Annotated in this window: 19 protein-coding genes; all 19 read right to left on the bottom strand. The window is 59.1% G+C overall.

Features of this window, described 5'->3' with window-relative positions; genetic code table 11:
* Positions 1 to 148 precede the first annotated feature (148 nt).
* The 19 genes from AB5Y95_RS14175 to fliO all read right to left on the bottom strand — a co-directional run bounded on the left by AB5Y95_RS14175 (position 149) and on the right by fliO (position 17,808).
* The gene (locus AB5Y95_RS14175; RefSeq protein ID WP_010634610.1) at positions 149 to 535 is read right to left on the bottom strand and encodes a DUF2802 domain-containing protein; all 387 of its coding nucleotides are present in this window, start codon (positions 533 to 535) and stop codon (positions 149 to 151) included.
* 18 nt (positions 536 to 553) lie between these two features.
* Positions 554 to 1,042, bottom strand: coding sequence for a chemotaxis protein CheW (locus AB5Y95_RS14170; protein ID WP_005298836.1), 489 nt, complete (start codon positions 1,040 to 1,042; stop codon positions 554 to 556).
* A gap of 69 nt (positions 1,043 to 1,111) precedes the next feature.
* The gene (locus tag AB5Y95_RS14165) at positions 1,112 to 1,981 is read right to left on the bottom strand and encodes a chemotaxis protein CheW (RefSeq protein WP_368161438.1); all 870 of its coding nucleotides are present in this window, start codon (positions 1,979 to 1,981) and stop codon (positions 1,112 to 1,114) included.
* On the bottom strand, positions 1,978 to 2,772 hold the full coding sequence (locus AB5Y95_RS14160) for a ParA family protein (RefSeq protein WP_005298826.1): 795 nt from the start codon (positions 2,770 to 2,772) through the stop codon (positions 1,978 to 1,980). Before AB5Y95_RS14160 ends, AB5Y95_RS14165 begins: the two co-directional genes overlap by 4 nt.
* Before the next feature lie 4 nt (positions 2,773 to 2,776).
* Positions 2,777 to 3,700, bottom strand: a complete 924-nt coding sequence (locus AB5Y95_RS14155) for a flagellar motor protein MotB (protein ID WP_368161437.1) — start codon at positions 3,698 to 3,700, stop codon at positions 2,777 to 2,779.
* A gap of 2 nt (positions 3,701 to 3,702) precedes the next feature.
* Positions 3,703 to 4,440 carry a flagellar motor protein gene (locus AB5Y95_RS14150; protein WP_026140851.1) on the bottom strand — a complete coding sequence of 246 codons (738 nt, stop codon included), beginning with the start codon at positions 4,438 to 4,440 and terminating at the stop codon, positions 3,703 to 3,705.
* Positions 4,441 to 4,442: 2 nt separating this feature from the next.
* Entirely contained in the window at positions 4,443 to 5,552 is a 1,110-nt protein-coding gene (locus AB5Y95_RS14145) for a chemotaxis response regulator protein-glutamate methylesterase (RefSeq protein ID WP_201971955.1), read from the bottom strand.
* A gap of 32 nt (positions 5,553 to 5,584) precedes the next feature.
* Positions 5,585 to 7,777: a chemotaxis protein CheA gene (locus tag AB5Y95_RS14140; RefSeq protein ID WP_368161436.1), complete on the bottom strand. Its 2,193-nt coding sequence runs from the start codon at positions 7,775 to 7,777 to the stop codon at positions 5,585 to 5,587.
* A gap of 11 nt (positions 7,778 to 7,788) precedes the next feature.
* The gene (locus AB5Y95_RS14135) at positions 7,789 to 8,529 is read right to left on the bottom strand and encodes a protein phosphatase CheZ (RefSeq protein WP_005298816.1); all 741 of its coding nucleotides are present in this window, start codon (positions 8,527 to 8,529) and stop codon (positions 7,789 to 7,791) included.
* Between the two features lie 12 nt (positions 8,530 to 8,541).
* A complete protein-coding gene (gene cheY / locus AB5Y95_RS14130; RefSeq protein ID WP_010634617.1) occupies positions 8,542 to 8,925 on the bottom strand; it encodes a chemotaxis response regulator CheY in 384 nt (127 codons plus the stop codon).
* 111 nt (positions 8,926 to 9,036) lie between these two features.
* Positions 9,037 to 9,756: an RNA polymerase sigma factor FliA gene (locus AB5Y95_RS14125; protein ID WP_005298811.1), complete on the bottom strand. Its 720-nt coding sequence runs from the start codon at positions 9,754 to 9,756 to the stop codon at positions 9,037 to 9,039.
* Positions 9,749 to 10,624: a MinD/ParA family protein gene (locus AB5Y95_RS14120; RefSeq protein WP_010634619.1), complete on the bottom strand. Its 876-nt coding sequence runs from the start codon at positions 10,622 to 10,624 to the stop codon at positions 9,749 to 9,751. Before AB5Y95_RS14120 ends, AB5Y95_RS14125 begins: the two co-directional genes overlap by 8 nt.
* A 1-nt stretch (position 10,625) precedes the next feature.
* Complete coding sequence (gene flhF, locus AB5Y95_RS14115; RefSeq protein WP_005298808.1) at positions 10,626 to 12,038, bottom strand: flagellar biosynthesis protein FlhF; 1,413 nt, start codon at positions 12,036 to 12,038, stop codon at positions 10,626 to 10,628.
* Positions 12,039 to 12,054: 16 nt separating this feature from the next.
* Positions 12,055 to 14,157 carry a flagellar biosynthesis protein FlhA gene (gene flhA, locus AB5Y95_RS14110; RefSeq protein ID WP_005298806.1) on the bottom strand — a complete coding sequence of 701 codons (2,103 nt, stop codon included), beginning with the start codon at positions 14,155 to 14,157 and terminating at the stop codon, positions 12,055 to 12,057.
* Between the two features lie 107 nt (positions 14,158 to 14,264).
* Positions 14,265 to 15,395, bottom strand: coding sequence for a flagellar biosynthesis protein FlhB (gene flhB, locus AB5Y95_RS14105; RefSeq protein WP_368161435.1), 1,131 nt, complete (start codon positions 15,393 to 15,395; stop codon positions 14,265 to 14,267).
* A 125-nt stretch (positions 15,396 to 15,520) separates the two neighbouring features.
* Positions 15,521 to 16,312 (bottom strand): flagellar biosynthetic protein FliR, encoded by a 792-nt coding sequence (fliR, locus tag AB5Y95_RS14100; RefSeq protein WP_017766596.1) that lies wholly within the window; start codon positions 16,310 to 16,312, stop codon positions 15,521 to 15,523.
* Positions 16,313 to 16,361: 49 nt separating this feature from the next.
* Positions 16,362 to 16,631 (bottom strand): flagellar biosynthesis protein FliQ, encoded by a 270-nt coding sequence (gene fliQ / locus AB5Y95_RS14095; protein ID WP_005298799.1) that lies wholly within the window; start codon positions 16,629 to 16,631, stop codon positions 16,362 to 16,364.
* A gap of 27 nt (positions 16,632 to 16,658) precedes the next feature.
* Positions 16,659 to 17,438: a flagellar type III secretion system pore protein FliP gene (fliP, locus tag AB5Y95_RS14090; RefSeq protein ID WP_010634623.1), complete on the bottom strand. Its 780-nt coding sequence runs from the start codon at positions 17,436 to 17,438 to the stop codon at positions 16,659 to 16,661.
* Positions 17,425 to 17,808, bottom strand: a complete 384-nt coding sequence (gene fliO / locus AB5Y95_RS14085; protein ID WP_005298795.1) for a flagellar biosynthetic protein FliO — start codon at positions 17,806 to 17,808, stop codon at positions 17,425 to 17,427. Before fliO ends, fliP begins: the two co-directional genes overlap by 14 nt.
* Positions 17,809 to 17,845: the final 37 nt, after the last annotated feature.

Genomic DNA, 17,845 nt, shown 5'->3' with positions numbered 1-17,845 from the left:
GAAAAGAAGCGGCCTGCATATTAACACAGTATCGGGAAGCGTCTTTTCAAAGATGCCAATTATCAGCAGGATTTGTGGGGGAGATCCCGCCTTGAAGAGCCGCAAAGCGGGGCGGGAAAATCAGGAAGGCAGACGCCTTCCCGATAGATCATGAGCGGCCTTTTCGCAATGAAATCAACAATTCAGCCTCGGCCTTTGGCAATTCACACTCGTTCATGACCTCGTCGAGGTCGGCACCGAGTTCCACCATCTTGGCGGCCCGGCTGTACAGGCGACGTTCCGGATCCTGCAGGGTCAGCTCCTGCTGGCGGTCATTGACCTGCTGCATGGCCCCCTCGACGGATTGCAGACGCTGGCCCATGCCGATGGCTCCGGTATGCAGCTCCATCATCTGCTTGCGCAGACTCTCGAGCTGACCCTGCAGCAGCTCCACCCTGGCCTCGGACTCTCGCTGGCCACGTCGGCTGCCTAACACCCCGTACAGGGCTAGCGCCAACGCCAGCAAGGACACCCCCAAGGCGGCAATTTCAATCATCAACACATCATCTTCCTATCAGAGGGAACCGATATCTTCCCACTCTTCATCGGAGAGCAGCTTGTTCAGATCGACCAGGATCAGCAGCTGGCCATCGCGATTGCTGACCCCCTGAATGAACTTGGCGCTCTCTTCGGTACCCACGGCCGGGGCCGCATCGATCTCGGACGAACGCAGATAGACCACCTCGGCCACGCTGTCGACCATGATGCCGATCACCTGCTTCTCCGCCTCGATGATAACGATGCGCGAGTTTTCACTCACATCGCCAGAAGGCAGACCGAAGCGGGAACGGGTGTCGATGACGGTCACCACGTTGCCGCGCAGGTTGATGATGCCCAGCACGTATTCGGGGGCACCCGGCACAGGGGCGATCTCGGTGTAGCGCAGCACCTCCTGCACCTGCATCACGTTGATGCCGTAGGTTTCATTTTCCAGCTGGAAGGTGACCCATTGCAGCACTTCGTCTTCAGCCAGATTCTGTGCAATATTGCGCTTTTCTGTCATGTTTTTATTCCTTTTATGAAAACGTCTACTGGTAAAACTAGCAATAAAACAGCCCGAGTGCAGAAGTTATCAGCGACCTTCTATGTTGACCCCACGCTCCAGCAACAGGAGCAATTCCTTCACGTGCAGCAGGGCACACATCTTCTCCTTGACCATGCCGGCCAGCCAGGGACGTTTGCCCTCCTGATGGCGCCATTTGACCTGATCACGGTGCAATAACTCGGTTCCCTTCAGATGATGGCAGGCCAGTCCCCAGGGGGATTCACCCAACATGATCAGATACTTGTAGTCATCCATTTCCAGATGCTGGCCCGGCATGACCCACTGTGCCGTGTCCACCACGTTCATCTTCTGCTCGCGGGACGTCATGATCCCCTTGTACCAGCCGGGCTGGCCAAAAAGGGATGACACCTCTCCCAGCTGATGAATACCGCCAAGCTCGGTCAACGGCACGGCAAAGGTGACGCCGGCCACTTCAAAAAACAGGGCCTGAAACTCCTTGCCGGTATCGATGTTTTCCCAGGTGGAGGGGGCAACCTCCTCCTGTGGCGCCAGCGCCACCTCGGTCTCCGTCACCACCAGAGTCGCGGGATCCGCCGCCACCGGCTCAGGCATCTCCTCGGGCCAGACCGGCTCAACCGGCAGCAGGGCATCTTCGGCCTCGATCTGCAGCGGTTCAGTGACCACCTCTTCATGGCTCAGGGCGTCGATTTCATATTGTACCTGACCGACCTGGGCCAGCAGTTCACTCAACTGTTCCAGCCGCTGATCCGCCTCCAGATAGGGCTGGGCCACTTTCTCGGCAACCGGCTGGGGCTTGCGTTGCAGCTGGATGACGGGCGCGGAGTCAGGCTCGTCGGCATCAAGCAGCAGGGCATCCTCCAGCAGCAGGGAGTGGAAGTAATCATCCATGGCCCGGACTTGGGTGGTATCTCTCATGATGTCACCTCATGAGCACGCTGGCGCTCTTGCGCATCAAGATAGTTGAGCAGCGTCTCATAGGCGTAGGTGCCGCGGCTGCTCGGCGAATAGATGGAGGGAGGAATGTGAAGCAAACTGGCATCCCGAAACTTGGTATCTATGGGTATGACGGCATTCCAGACCGCGCTCCCGTGCTGCTCCTTGATGGACTGCAGGGTCATCAGCGAGGCACGGGTTCGCTTGTCAAACATGGTGGGAATGACGGTATAGCGGAACTTCTCCCGCTTGGAGCGCTGCATGATTTCAAACGTCTTCATCATCCGCTCCAACCCCTTGAGCGCCAGGAACTCGGTCTGCACCGGCACCAGGATCCGGTCACAGGCCGCCAGCGCATTCACCATCATGACCCCCAGCACGGGCGGGCAGTCGATCAGCACATAGTCGTATTGATCCTGGATGCGCAGCAGTGCCCGCTTGAGCACCAGCCCCATCCCTTCCCGATTGCCCATCACCCGATCCAGTGTGGCCAGGGTAATGGAAGCGGGCAGCAGGTGGATGTTTTCAAACTTGGTACGCAGCGTCAGTTTATTGACGAGCTCCGCCGTGGGCTTGACCGCCTGGAACAGCTCATAGAGGGTGCCATCCAGCCGATCGGAGTCAAAGTCGAGATATGAGGTCAGGGAAGCATGAGGGTCGGTGTCGATCAACAGCACCCGCTGACCACGCTGAGCCAGAATACCGGCCAACGAGACCACCGTGGTGGTTTTACCGACCCCACCTTTTTGGTTGGCAACCGTCCAAACAATCACTGTATCAATCCTGCCTCGTTGTTATGCGTATGCCACCACCTGGCAGCGAGATCACCTTGACCTCTCCTGCCTCGACTGCCTGCTGAACTGCCGGGACCGGCTCCTCCGTCACTGGCTGAACGGGAGGAGTCGGCGTCGGAGGTGGTACCCAGGCGAACTTGGAGATAGCGACCACCACCTTGCGATTCTGTAAACGCCCCTGCTCGGTACTGTTGTCCGAGAAGGGAGAGAACTCCCCGTACGCCTCGTAGGCAAGTCGTTGCGGGGCTATCCCCTTGGCGATCAGGGCAGTGAGTACGGCCTCCGCCCTTGCTGCCGACAACGTCCAGTTGGAGCGAAAAATTTCATTATTTATCTGCTGGTTATCCGTGTAACCCCGCACTCTCACATAGTTATCGACCGGTTTCAGGATACTTGAAAGAGTATTGAGCACCGGATCTGCATTGGAGCTCATAAACGCGCTGCCACTGCCAAACAGCAGGCCGGAACTCAGCTCCACCGTCAGCCAGTTGTCATCCTGTGTCAACTTGACTACTCCGGCATCCACCAGAGACCCCATGTTCTCCTGCAGTTGCGAATCTATCTTCGCAAGAGTCATACCATCTTGCAGAGTGGGAACACCAGAAATAGGAGCCTGCGAGGGTGAACGGGCCTTGGCACTTTCCAGCACAGAGGTTGCGGCGGACACTTCATTGTTCAGCAGCGACTTGCCCTGCCCCTCCAGCAAGCCATCGCTGCGGGGCTGCATCAGATTGAATGCCTGGGTCATGCCGTCGATGACGGCGCGATACTTGTCCTTGTTGACCAGTGCCACCGAGTAGAGCACCACGAACAGGGCGAAGATCAGCGTCATGTAGTCGGCGTAGGAAACCAGCCAGCGATCGAGGTGTTCCCGACCTTGCAGATGCAAACGATAGCGCTTGCGCATGGCTACTCTCCCTTCAGATAAGCCTTCAACCGCCGTTCAACCTGGGGGCCATTCTCGCCATGGGCGATGGCCATCAGGCCTTCCAGCGTCATCTCCTGAAACAGGGCGTAATGATAGTGAAAAGCACGCAGGCGATTGGCGATCGGCAAGTAGAGCAGGTTGGCAAAGCCGACCCCGTAAATGGTGGCAACGAAGGCGACGGCAATGCCGGCACCGAGAGCAGCGGGCTCCTCCAGATGAAACATCGCCTGGATCAGCCCGATGACGGCACCTATGATGCCGATGGTCGGACTGTATCCTCCCATGGCCTCGAAGACCCTGGCAGAGTGCTCGTTGCGCTCCTGCTCGATATCGATATCCGCTTCCAGCAACATGCGAATGTCGTCTACCGAAACCCCGTCCACTATCATGGTGAGGCCATGACGGGTAAATTCGTCACTCTCCTGCTCGGCCTGATTCTCCAGCGCCAGCAACCCTTGCTGGCGTGCAAAGATAGCCCAGGATTGCAATCTCTCGGCCTGAGCGACCAGATCCCAGTCCGGCGGCAGCACCATCCAGCGGGTCTGCCTGAGCGCTTCCAGCAGGAACTTGCGCGGCGTCTGCAAAATGACCGCCCCCCAGGTTCCCCCCACCACGATGACAAACGCGGGTCCATCGAGCAGGGTCAACAGGTTGCCGCCATGCCACAATTGGGCAATGGCAATGGCTCCCAGTGCCAGGATCAGGCCAAACATGCCCATCGTTAGCGACCCAGCTCAACCAGGATACGTTGTGCGACTCGATCCAGCGGCAGCGATTCAGTGGCAATACCGGCTTTGGCAACCGCCTGCGGCATGCCATAAACCACGCAGGACGCTTCATCCTGAGCCCAGATGGTGGAGCCCTGCTCCTTGAGCAGACGCGCACCATCCCGACCGTCCGCCCCCATCCCGGTCAACACGATGGCAAGCACCTTGTCGGCATAGGTCTTGGCGGCAGAGGCGAAGGTAATGTCGACGCACGGCTTGTAGTTGACCTTGTCATTGCCATCAACGATGCGGATACGGGCACCGGCACCACGGCCTTCCAGCAGCATCTGTTTACCACCAGGTGCCAGGTAGGCGTGACCGGGCTTGAGCACATCGCCGTCTTCCGCTTCCTTGACGCCTATCTGGCACAGGCCATTGAGACGTGCGGCAAAGGCCGCGGTGAAGGTCGCCGGCATGTGTTGGATAAGCAGGATCGGATGCGGGAAATCGCCGGGCAGCTTGGTCAACACATTCTGCAGGGCGACCGGGCCGCCGGTGGAAGTACCAATGGCCACCAGCTGATAACTCTTGCCGCTGCGCTTGAATGCGGCCACCGGAGCAGCACGCTGCGGCTCTCCCTGACGTTCTGCCGGACGTGGCGCATTCAGAGGTGTCCTGGCCACAGGCTCGGGCGCCTTCGGGCGTGCCGGCGCAGACATCAGGAAGCGCTTGCGTGAAATCTCCTTGACCCGCTGCTGCAGCAGACGGACGGCTTCATCCTTGTCACGGGCAATGTCTTCGAATTTCTTGGGCAGAAAGTCGAGCGCCCCTGCATCGAGCGCATCGAGCGTGGCTTTGGCCCCTTCATGGGTCAAAGAAGAGAACATCAGGATCGGCGTGGGGCACTTGGCCATGATCTCACGCACGGCACTGATGCCATCCATCACCGGCATCTCTATGTCCATGGTGATCACGTCAGGACGCAACTGCTGTGCCTTTTCTACCGCTTCCCGCCCATTTTGGGCCGTGTCGATGACCGTCAGCATGGGATCCTGAGTGATGATCTCGCTGACCCGACGACGGAAGAAGCTTGAATCGTCGACAACTAATACCTTGATTGCCATTGTTATTCTTCTAACTCCTTGAGCCTGGGGTATCAATGTCTACGGGCGTACGCCTTGAGCAGACTCGGCACATCCAGAATGAGCGCAATACCGCCATCGCTAGTGATGGTCGCCCCGGCCATGCCGGGAGTCCCCTGCAGCAGGCTGTCCAGCGGCTTGATCACCACCTCTTCCTGGCCAATCAGATTGTCCACGACAAAACCGATCTGCTGGGTACCAATCTGGACAATCACCACGTGGCCCGTGTCCTGACGCGATTTTCGGTTTTTGCCTCTGACCAGCCAGTTGTGCAGATAGAACAATGGGATGGCCTTCTCGCGCACTATGATGGTGAGCTGTCCATCCACCATGTTGGCCTTTTTCAGATCCAGATGGAAAATCTCGTTCACACAGCCCAGCGGCAGAGCGAACGTCTGCTCGCCCACTTCCACCATCAGGGTCGGCAGGATCGCCAGGGTCAGCGGCACCTTAATCTCGAGACGGGTGCCCTTGCCCCAGGTCGAATCGATATGCACCGAGCCATTCAGGCTGACGATGCTGGTCTTCACCACATCCATCCCGACGCCACGGCCGGAGATATCGGAGATCTCTGACTTGGTCGAGAAGCCGGGAGCAAAGATCAGGTTGTAGGCATCGTTGTCGCTCATGCGTGCCGCAGTATCGGCATCCAGCACACCGCGGCTGATGGCGATGGACTTGAGCTTCTCGGGATCCATCCCAGCACCATCATCCTCGATGCAGAGCAGGATATGATCGCCCTGCTGGGACGCGCTCAGGGTAATGGTACCTTGCCGTGGCTTGCCCGCCTTCTCGCGGACATCCGGCATCTCGACGCCGTGGTCGCAAGAGTTGCGCACCAGGTGAACCAGCGGGTCGGCAAGGGCCTCCACCAGGTTCTTGTCGAGATCGGTCTCTTCACCCACCATCACCAGCTCAATCTCTTTCTTGAGAGTTCGGGCAAGATCCCGCACCACCCGTGGGAAGCGACCAAATACTTTCTTGATAGGCTGCATGCGGGTCTTCATCACCGCGCCTTGCAGATCCGCCGTCACCACATCCAGGTTGGCAACGGCTTTTGACATGTCTTCATCGTTGCTGGCGATGCCGAGGCTCACCAGACGGTTTCGTACCAGCACCAGCTCACCCACCATGTTCATGATGACATCCAGCGTCTTGGTATCCACCCGTACCGTAGTGTCGCTTTGCACCGCACTGTCGGCGGGCGCTGGCGCAGCCTGCTTCGATGGCGCCGGGGCAGGAGCCGGTTTTGCCGCTGCCGGCGCGGCGGCTGGCTTGGCCGCAGCAGGTGCAGGAGCAGGTTTGGCTGCCGGCACCGGAGTAACCGGTGCTGCCGGTGCTGGAGTCTGGGGCGCCGCCGGGGCAGACATGCTGCTCTGCGGACTCTGGCCGCGACCGTGCAGTTCATCCAGCAGACGTTCGAACTCATCGTCATCGATCAGCTCGTCCACCTCTTTCTGTACCGATTTCAGCGGGTTGACTTCGGGAGCACCACCGTGCTGACCCTGACCATGGAGCTGGTCAAGCAAGGCTTCAAATTCGTCATCTGTGATGTCGCCGGAACTCGGCGCGGCAGGGTTAGCCGCTGCGGTAGGTGCCCCCCCGACGCCATGCAACTCGTCAAGCAGGCGTTCAAACTCATCGGCCGAGATCTCATCGATGGAACCACCACCGCTGACCACGGAGGCCTCCTGCGCGGGTTCCGGCACGGCCGCAGGCTCCGGCTCGGCAATCACAGCCACCTCTTCAACCACGGGAGCGGCAGCCTCCACCGGAGCACTGCTGCCTGCAGAGGCAGTCAACAGCTGCTCTTCCCCTTCGGGTTTGCAGAGCTCGTGCAGATCATGAAGGATTTCGGCGGACGCAGGGCTAGGCGGTTCGCGATTCTGCACCTGGGCGAACATCACATTGATGGCATCCAGGGCCTGTAGGATCACGTCCATCAACTCGGCGGTCACGGTCCGCTTGCCGTTGCGCAAGATGTCGAACACGTTCTCGGCACCGTGGCAGACGTCCACCAGTTCGGTCAGCGAGAGAAAACCGGCGCCGCCCTTGACGGTATGGAAGCCGCGAAATATGGCATTCAACAGATTCTTGTCATCGGGTCGCTTTTCCAAGTCGACCAGTTGTTCAGACAACTGTTCCAATATTTCGGATGCTTCGACCAAAAAGTCTTGCAGTATGTCTTCATCAACTTCGAAGGCCATGCGTCACTCCATTAAAATCCCAGGCTAGACAGCAGATCGTCCACATCATCCTGACCATTGACCACATCGGAACGAGTCTCAGGGTTCATGATGGGGCCTTCGGCTTCAATCCCGCTTACAGGAAGGCTGCGAGAAGAATGCTCGGCAGATGCCTCACCAAACATAGTCAGCATTTCTATTAATTTAGTTTCAACTTCCTGGACCAACTTGATGACCTTGCGGATCATTTGGCCGGTCAAATCCTGAAAATCTTGCGCCATCAGGATTTCTGTCAGCAGTTGCCGTAATTTATCGGCATCAGATTCAGAAGCCTTAATAAAATCATCCAGTTGGTGACACAAAGACTTGAATTGCCCAACACTCATGTCTCTGCTCATCAGGGCATTCCAGTTGGGCAGAACGAGTTGAATGTTGTCATTTAACCGATCGGCAATAGGCAGACTGGCTTCCACCGCATCCATGGTGCGATTGGCAGCCTTGTCCGTCATGTCGATGACATAGCTGAGGCGCTCCCGCGCATCGGGAATTTCATGGGTGGCCAGATCGGGGATCCTGGGATCCAGCCGAAAATCTTGTAGGGAATCATGCAGTTGTCGGGTCAATTGACCCACTTTGTCAAACAGGGCCGCCGCATTGGGTGCACACGCATCGGCGATGAGAGTGTCGGCCTGTTCGAATTCACCTTGCTCAAGATGGGCAACAAGCATCCTTGCCTGATCGAGCGAAATCATTGCACTCGTTTTGGCCTTCATCCCTGCTGCTCCTTAGCCGATTCGTTCAAAGATTTTGTCGAGTTTCTCTTTGAGCGTTGCAGCAGTGAAAGGCTTGACGATATAACCATTGACGCCTGCCTGGGCGGCTTCAATGATCTGCTCGCGCTTGGCTTCGGCAGTCACCATCAGTACCGGCAGGTGTTTGAGCTTGTCATCGACGCGAATAGCCTTGAGCAAGTCGATGCCTTGCATGCCAGGCATGTTCCAGTCGGTCACGACAAATTGAAAATCGCCATTTTTCAACATTGGCAAGGCCGTGTTGCCATCGTCTGCTTCGTGGGTGTTGTTGAATCCCAGGTCACGCAGCAAGTTCTTGATAATCCGGCGCATCGTTGAAAAATCGTCAACAATGAGGATTTTCATGTTCTTGTCCAAAATTCCCTCCTAAATAGCCGCCAGAGCGGCTCACTTACATGATGCAGATCGCAGGTTTTGTTTTGCGGATTATGCCTTAGAGTTTTGTTTCAGTGTAGCCAGTACAAACACTTATACATGCCAATCTCTTAAACGCGCGCGTAATCTGTGCATCGCCTGACTATGTATCTGGCTCACGCGAGACTCGCTGACGTTCAATACCTCGCCTATTTCACGCAAGTTCAGTTCTTCATCGTAGTAAAGGGAGAGCACCAGCGCTTCCCGTTCCGGCAGGCGGGCAATGTGTTCGGCCAGCGCCCCCTGGAAACGTTCGGCCGCCAGTTCATCAAAGCCGTTGCTGCCCGGCTCGTCATCGGGGTGACCGATGACATCCTCGCTGACGCCAAGATCCTCGATGCCGATGATCTTGCCGCAGGACACATCCTGCAGCATGGTGTGATACTCGGCGAGGCTGACCCCCATCTGGGCGGCCACTTCGGTGTCGCGAGCATCACGACCGTGGGTTTGTTCAACATTTTCGATGGCTTCGGCTATGGTGCGGCTGTTGCGGTGCACCGAGCGCGGCACCCAGTCACCGCGCCGGATCTCGTCCAGCATGGAGCCGCGGATGCGGATCCCAGCGTAGGTTTCAAAACTGGCCCCCTTGCTGCCATCAAAGTTGCGGGAGGCTTCGAGCAGCCCAATCATACCTGCCTGGATCAGGTCATCCAGCAAGACACTGCTTGGCAGGCGAGCCAATAAATGCTGGGCGATCCGCTTCACCAGCGGAGCATGGCGCTCGACCAGCACGTAGGAATCCTGATGACGCAAGTACGCTTGGGCTTTATTCACGGGAACCTTCCTGTGCTATGACCGGCTTTTGCAGCAAATTTTCCAGGAAAAATTCGAGATGACCGCCGGGTTGGTTAGGAATGGGCCAGCTTGCCGCCTTGTTGGCCAGCGCTCTGAATGCCAGTGCGGCCGGAGACTTGGGGAAGGCTTCGACAATCAGCTTCTGCTTGCGCACGGCAGCCCGCAGATTGGTGTCATAAGGCACGCAGGCGACCAGCTCCAGCGAGGTATCCAGGAAGCGGTCGGTCACCCGGGTCAGCTTGGCGTAGAGCTCCTGCCCTTCGCGCAAGGAGCGCACCATGTTGGCCACCACCTTGAAGCGAAACACTCCGTGCTCCTTGGAGAGGATCTTGATGAGGGCGTAGGCATCCGTGATGGAGGTCGGTTCATCGCAGACCACCACCATGATGTCCTGGGCGGCGCGGGTGAAGCTCAGCACCATGTCGGAGATACCGGCAGCCGTATCCACCAGCAGGATGTCGACCTGGGTCTTCATCTCGCTGAAGGCGCGGATAAGCTCGGCGTGTTGCACCGGCGAGAGCTCGACCATGGACTGGGTGCCCGAGGTCGCCGGCACTATCATCATGCCGTAAGGGCCTTCGACTATGATGTCGTCGATGGTGCATTCACCCGCCAATACATGGGAGAGGTTGCGATGCACCCGCAGCCCCAGCATGACGTCCACGTTGGCGAGGCCAAGGTCGGCGTCCAGCACCATCACCCGTTTGCCTTGTGCGGCCATGGCTCCCGCCACGTTCAGGGTTACGTTGGTCTTGCCTACGCCCCCCTTGCCACCAGACACGGCGATCACTTTTACTCGATTGTTTTGACGCATTTTGCGCAGACCACTCGCCTGATCCATATACATGTTACTCATAAAACTCCGAATCTTCGGCCTCGCCAAAGCCTGTGCCCCAGAAATAGGGTTCTTCTGTTTCCCGCTCCAGCGAGCCCATGGCAGCTCCGACGAGCTGCGCCGCATTGGCGACCTGAATATCTTCCGGAACCCTTTGTCCATCAGTGATATAGCTGATGGGCAACGCATTCTGGATACACACGTTAATCACTTCGCCCAGATTCAGACTCTCATCCAATTTGGTAAGTATGCAGCCGCTCAATGGAATACGCCGGAAATGGTCCACCGCCTCCTGCATCACTCGACGCTGGGAGGTGGCCGACATCACCAGGTAGCTGCGGATACGCACCTTGGCATTCTTGACCAGGGTATCGAGCTGTTCGGTCAGCCGGATATCCCGCTGCCCGACCCCCGCCGTGTCGATCAGCACCAGCCGGCGGTGGCGGAACTGATAGAGTGCATTGGCCAGCTCCTCGGCATCACGCACCTGGCGCACCGGGCAGCCCATGATGCGACCATAGGTCTGCAGCTGTTCATGGGCCCCGATCCGGTAGTTGTCGGTGGTGATGAGGGCCACCTGCTCGGCACCGTACTTCATGGCAAACCGCGCCGCCAGTTTGGCGATGGTGGTGGTCTTGCCCACCCCGGTCGGCCCGAGCAGAGCAACCGCTCCGCCCTGGCGCAGAATCTCGTCTTCGCTGATCTTGAGCTGGGCCGTCAGCACCTCGGCCAGCTGGGCCATGGCCTGATGGATCGGCATATCCTCGGGGATCATGCCGGCCAGCTGATCGGCGAAGGCATCGTCGAAGCCCATCTTCTTGAGCTCCTTGATAAGCAGGGCACGCATCGGCTCGCGGCGCTCCACCTCCTGCCACATCAGGCCGGAGATCTGGTGCTCCAGCAGCTTGCGGATGCTGGCCATCTCCTTGCGCATCCCTTCCATCTCCTGATCCCGCTGAGGGGATTGGGGAGCACGGCCGGGCGCGGCAGCCCTCGCCTTCGGCTTGGCCGGTTCGGGAGCATTTCCCCACTGTCCCTGTTCGGCCAGGGTGCGGGGAGCACCGCTGGCGGCGGCAGGCGCAGCGCCGTTGAGTCCCTGGCCGGCCGGGTTCAGTTTTTGCTGGCGGGCCAGCAGGGCGGCCAGGGTATCGGCATAGTGTTCATTCTGCTCTTTGGCCGGGCTCGGCGCGGAGCGCGTCATCTGCCGGCCGGCAGACGAGATATTGACGCTCTCATCGTTCAACTGACGGCGAACCGGCGCGTCCTTGGGTCCCGGCACCTGGGACTGATAATCGACAGCGGCGACTATCTCCACCCCACCGGTGACCTTCTTGTTGGACATGATGACGGCATCGGGCCCGAGAGTCTCCTTGACCTCGGCCAGAGCCGTTCGCATGTCCTTGGCAAAAAACCGCTTAATCTTCACCCGTCATCTCCGCTAACTAGTTCTGTCCTACCGCACTGACGATGCGGATTTGCTTGTCATCAGGCACTTCCTGATAAGACAGAACGCGCAATCCAGGAATGGCATTCTTGACAAATTTCGCCAGGGTATTGCGCAGTATCCCTGATGTCAGAAGCACGGCCGGCTGGCCTTCCAGTTCTTGTCGTTGTGTGGCTTCCACCAGCGAGCGCTGCATCCGCTCCGCCAGTCCCGGCTCGATGCCGGCGCCATCACCACCCCCTGCCTGCAGGGATTGATGCAATATGCGTTCCAATTCCGGTGCCAAGGTGATCACTGGCAGTTCGGGATCCGGTCCGGCAATCTCCTGCACGATCAGGCGCCGCAGGGCGATACGGCAGGCGGCCGTCAGCACTTCCGGATCCTGGCTGCGCGGGGCATATTCCACCAGGGTCTGCAGGATAGTGCGCATATCGCGGATTGGCACGCCTTCATTGAGCAAATTCTGCAATACCTTCACCAGGTTACCCATGGAGATGACCTCAGGAACCAGCCCTTCCACCAGCTTGTTCTGATGCTTCCCTATCATGTCGAGCAGTTGCTGCACTTCATCGTGACCCAGCAGCAGGGCGGCATGGTTGGAGAGGATCTGACTCAGGTGGGTGGCCACCACGGTCGCGGTATCCACCACGGTATAGCCCAGGGTCTGCGCCTGGGAAACCTGCTCCTTGGCAACCCAGACCGCCTCCAGCCCGAAGGCGGGGTCCCGGGTGGCAATCCCCTGGATCTGGCCGAACACCTGACCCGGATTGATGGCCATTTCCTTATCATGGTAAACATTAGCCTCGCCGGTACTGACTCCCATCAAGGTGATGCGATACTGGTTCGGGGCGAGATCCAGGTTGTCACGGATATGCACCGCAGGCACCAGAAAACCCAGCTCCTGGGAGAGCTTCTTGCGCACCCCCTTGATCCGGTTGAGCAGCTCGCCGCCCTGATTGCGGTCCACCAGCGGGATAAGCTGATAACCCACCTCCAGTCCTATGATGTCCACCGGCATCACGTCGTCCCAGCTCAAGTCTTTCTGCTCGTGAGGCTGCTCCGCGTTCGCCGGCATCAGCTCGCCCTTGGCGGCCTTGGCGGCCAGCTGTTTCTCGCGGCGTAGCAGCCACCAGGCGCCGGCGGCGGCGACGCCACCCAGGCTAAGAAACGCCAGATGGGGCATGCCGGGCACGCTGCCCATCATCAGCAGGATACCGGCCGAGATGATGAGGGCTCTGGGGTTGTCGAACAGTTGACCCAGCACAGCGGTACCCATGTCCTGATCGGTATTCTGACGGGTGACGATGATGGCGGCGGCGATGGAGAGCAGCAGCGACGGGATCTGGGCGACCAGACCGTCACCTATCGCCAGCAGGGTGTAGATCTGGGCCGCTTCGCCGAAGCTCAGCTGGTGTTGCACCATGCCGATGATGAAGCCGCCCAGGATGTTGATGAAGAGGATCATGATCCCCGCCACCGCATCCCCTTTCACGAATTTCGAGGCGCCGTCCATGGAGCCGTAGAAGTCGGCTTCCTGAGTCACGTCCTGACGACGCTTCTTGGCCTCTTCCTGATTGATGAGGCCGGCGTTCAGATCCGCGTCGATGGCCATCTGTTTGCCGGGCATGGCGTCCAGGGTAAAACGAGCACTCACCTCGGAGATCCGGCCCGCACCCTTGGTGACCACCACGAAGTTGATGATCATCAGGATCATAAAGACGATGATGCCGACCGTGTAGTTGCCGCCGATCACCACGTTGCCGAAGGCCTCGATCACGTGGCCGGCCGCCGCACTGCCGTTGTGGCCTTCCAGCAGCACCACCCGGGTGGAGGCGACGTTGAGGGCGAGACGCAGCAGGGTTGCTATCAGCAACACGGTCGGAAAGGCGGCAAATTCCAGCGGCCGGCGGGTGTAGACAGCCACCAGCAGCACCACGATGGAGAGGGCGATGTTGAAGGAGAAGAGGATATCCAGCATCAGCGGCGGGATGGGCAGCACCACCATGCCAAGGGAGGCCAGCACCAGCAGCGGCGTCCCCACGCCCTTGGTCAACAGCCACTTGTACTCTTTGATACGGCCCAATGATGCCTGGAGTTTCATCGTTTTTCTCAATCTCAAACCGCTGATGCCAGATTAAAGCAAACATCAAGCCAATAATGCAACGCATTGAAATACAATGCTTTTATTTTGACTGTGTCAGAAGTTTGTCATTTGCGAAATTCGGGCGGGATGGGCAGATCCTTGGCCAGCGGGTTGGGGCGACGACCACGGCCACGGCGGAACTTCCTGAGCTGATAGACATAGGCCAGCACCTGGGCCACGGCAGCAAACAGCCCCTCCGGGATCTCGTGGCCTATCTCGGTAGCGTGATAGATGGCGCGGGTCAGCGCCGGAGAGGGCATCACAGGGATCTCGTACTCCCGGGCTATCTCCCTGATCTTCATTGCGATTTCATCGGTACCCTTGGCTACCACCTTGGGCGCGCTACCAGGCTTAGCGGAATCGTACTTGAGCGCCACCGAGTAGTGGGTCGGGTTGGTGATCACCACGTCCGCCTTGGGCACGTCCCCCATCATGCGGCGCATCGCCATCTCCATCTGCAGGCGACGGATCCGCCCTTTCACCTCGGGTTTGCCCTCGCTGTCCTTGAACTCGTCCTTGACCTCCTGCTTGGTCATCTTGAGCTGGCGCATGTGGTTCCACTGCTGGAACGGCACGTCGATGGCGACGATGGGAATGAGGGCGCAACAGAGGATGATCAGCATCCACAGCAGCAGATCCAGCGCGTCTATGATGCCGCCCGGGTAGCCCTCGAGGGAGAGGTTGAGCAGGTGGTTGAACTGGCTGGAGAGCATCCACCAGGCGAACAAGGTGATGAACACCACCTTGGCGATGGATTTGACCAGCTCGACCAGGGACTGCACCCCGAACATCCGCTTGATGCCGTTGAGGGGGCTCAGTTTGCTCCACTTGGGCAGCATGGCCTCGGAGGAGAAGTTCATCCCCCCCATCAGCACGTTGCCGACGAAGGCCGCAATGGCCACCAGCATGAACAGCAGACCAAGAGGCTGCAGCAGTTCGCGCAGCAGGGCCGGCAGCATGGTCATCATGGCGTTGGGATCGAACGCCTGCTCCCTGTCCAGGGTAAAGCCCATGGTGAGCACTTTGACCATGGCGCCGGCCAGGCTCTCCTTGACCATCAGCAGGCCAAACACGGCCGCCAGCAGGACGCTGGCGGTGCCCAGCTCCTTGGATCGTGCAATCTGCCCTTTTTCCCGGGCTTGTTGCAGTCGTTTGCCCGTGGGTTGTTCGGTACGTTCCTGATCAGTATCAGCCATGCTGACCCCCGCACAGGTTGAGTGGGCGAGCCGAAACGCCCGCCCGCTCGCCGCCGTTCAGCAGAGCGAATGCAAGGGCGCAGGCCAGCGCGGCCTGCGGCAGATAACGGCGCCCCACTGCCATCTTACTGGCCCCCCAGACACTGGGTGCCGATGAGGGTGCAGCTGGTCTCCTGCACCCGCTCCCACATGCTGTCGAAGTGACCGAGGAAGCCACCTATGGTGAGCCAGAGGATCAGCAGGCCCGACATCATGCTGACCGCAAAACCGATGCTGAAGATGTTGAGCTGGGGGGCGGCGCGGGTCATGACGCCGAAGGCAAAGTTGATGAGCAGCAGGGCGACGATGGCGGAGAGCGCCATCACCAGCGAGGCCTGATACATGACCCCGAGAAAACCGATCAGATCGCGGATGGAGGGCAGGCTGAGGCCGCTGTCCGACACCGGCAGGGTCTCGAAGCTCAACACCACCATGCGCAGCATGATGAGGTGGCCATCCACCGCCAGAAACACCAGGGTCGCCAGCATCAGATAAAACTGACCCACCACAGGGGCCGACTGGCCGTTCATGGGATCCACCAAGGTGGCGAAACCCAGGCTGGTCTGCATGGCGATGATCTGGCCGGCCATCACGAAGCTTTCCATCAGAAACTGGGTCATGAGGCCGAGGGCGATGCCGATGAGCAGCTGCTGCCCCAGCACCAGAAAACTGCCGACGGAGAAGAGCTCTATCCTGGGCATGGCTGGCAAGAGAGGGGCGATCATCAGGGTGAGCGCCAGCGCCAGGCTGATACGAATGCGGGCCGGTGTCAGCCGGCTGCCGAACACTGCCATAACCATCAGCAGCCCGCTCACTCGCGCCAACGGCCAGACGATGGAAGACAACCACTCCATGATGAGAGCGGTTGTATAGGTCATGCGGGCACCTTGCCGGCCTGCGGCAGCGGCAGGCGCACGGCCTGGCTACTCATCCCACCACCTCGGGAATTTGACTCACCATCAGCATGAAGAAGTCCATCAGACTCTGCAGGCCCCAGTGCGCCCCCGCCCCCAGCGCAAACAGGGTGACGATGAGACGGGGCAGAAAGCTCAGAGTCTGTTCGTTGATGGAGGTGGCAGCCTGGAAGATGGCCACCAGCAAGCCGACGCAGAGGCTCGGCAGGATCACCGCACACACCATGATGGTGACCAGCCAGAGCGCCTCGCGAAACACGTCGATAAAGGTTTCAGGACTCATGCCATTCGCTCCTTGCGTCGTTCGCCCTTAACCACCGGCACCCAGACCAAAACTGTTGGCCAGGGACCCCAGAATGAGGTTCCAGCCATCCACCATGACGAACAGCATCAGCTTGAACGGCAGCGACACCAGCATGGGTGATAGCATCATCATCCCCATCGCCATCAGGATACTGGCCACCACCAGGTCTATCACCAGGAAGGGCAGAAACAGCATGAAGCCTATCTGGAAGGCGGTCTTGAGCTCGCTGGTGACGAACGCCGGGATCAGCACCCGCAGCGGCACGTCGGCGGGCTTGTCCACCTGCACGTTCGCTATCTCCATGAAGGTGTTGAGATCCTTGATCCGGGTCTGGGCCAGCATGAACTGGTGGATAGGCAGCTCGGCCCGCTCCAGCGCCTCCTTGGCCTGGATGGTCTCGGCCAGATAGGGTTGCAGCGCCTCGTTGTTGATGCGATCCAGCACCGGCGACATGATGAAGAACGACATGAACAGGGCGATACCGATCAACACCTGGTTGGAGGGGCTCTGCTGCAGGCCGATGGCCTGGCGCAGGATGCCGAGCACTATGATGATGCGAGTGAAGGAGGTCATCATGATGACCATGGCCGGCAGGAAGGAGAGCGCCGTCATCAGCGCCAGCACCTGCAGGGTCAGGCTGTATTCCTGGCTGCCGTCCGCCATGGTCTTGATGGTGACCGCCGACATGCCGTCCTGGGCCAGCGCCAGCGGCGAGCAGAGGATCAGGAGGGATAACAGGCCGACCAGCAGCCCACCGTGCGGCCGTGAGCCGTTAGCTTTTTTCATGCTTGCCCATCAATTTGCCAAGCTGCTGGGAAAATGCCTGGGGCTGGCTCTCGTCCAGCGGCTCTTCCAGGCGATAGAGAAAGTTGACCTGCTGCGGCGTCACCCCGAGCAGCAGTTGCTGCTCGCCCACCTTGACTACCAGCAGCTTCTCCTTGTAGCCCACCGGCAGGCTGGCGATGACGCGCATCTGGCCGCCGCCCATGGCGGTGGCAATCTTGCTTTTCTTGAGCAGGAAACCGAGCACCAGGATGAGGCCAATCACCATCAGACTGGAGAGCAGCCAGGAGGTGAGGCTGGGCGGATTGGCGCCCGCACCGGGTTCGGCCAGTGCGGGAAGGGATAGCAGCCACAGTGGAAAGAGACGGATCATTTGAGTTTCTTGATCCTTTCAATCTGGCTGATAACGT

The organism is Aeromonas sp. R5-3 (assembly GCF_040908225.1).
Classification (GTDB): domain Bacteria; phylum Pseudomonadota; class Gammaproteobacteria; order Enterobacterales; family Aeromonadaceae; genus Aeromonas; species Aeromonas dhakensis.
This window is presented reverse-complemented; position numbering and strand designations above follow the sequence as displayed.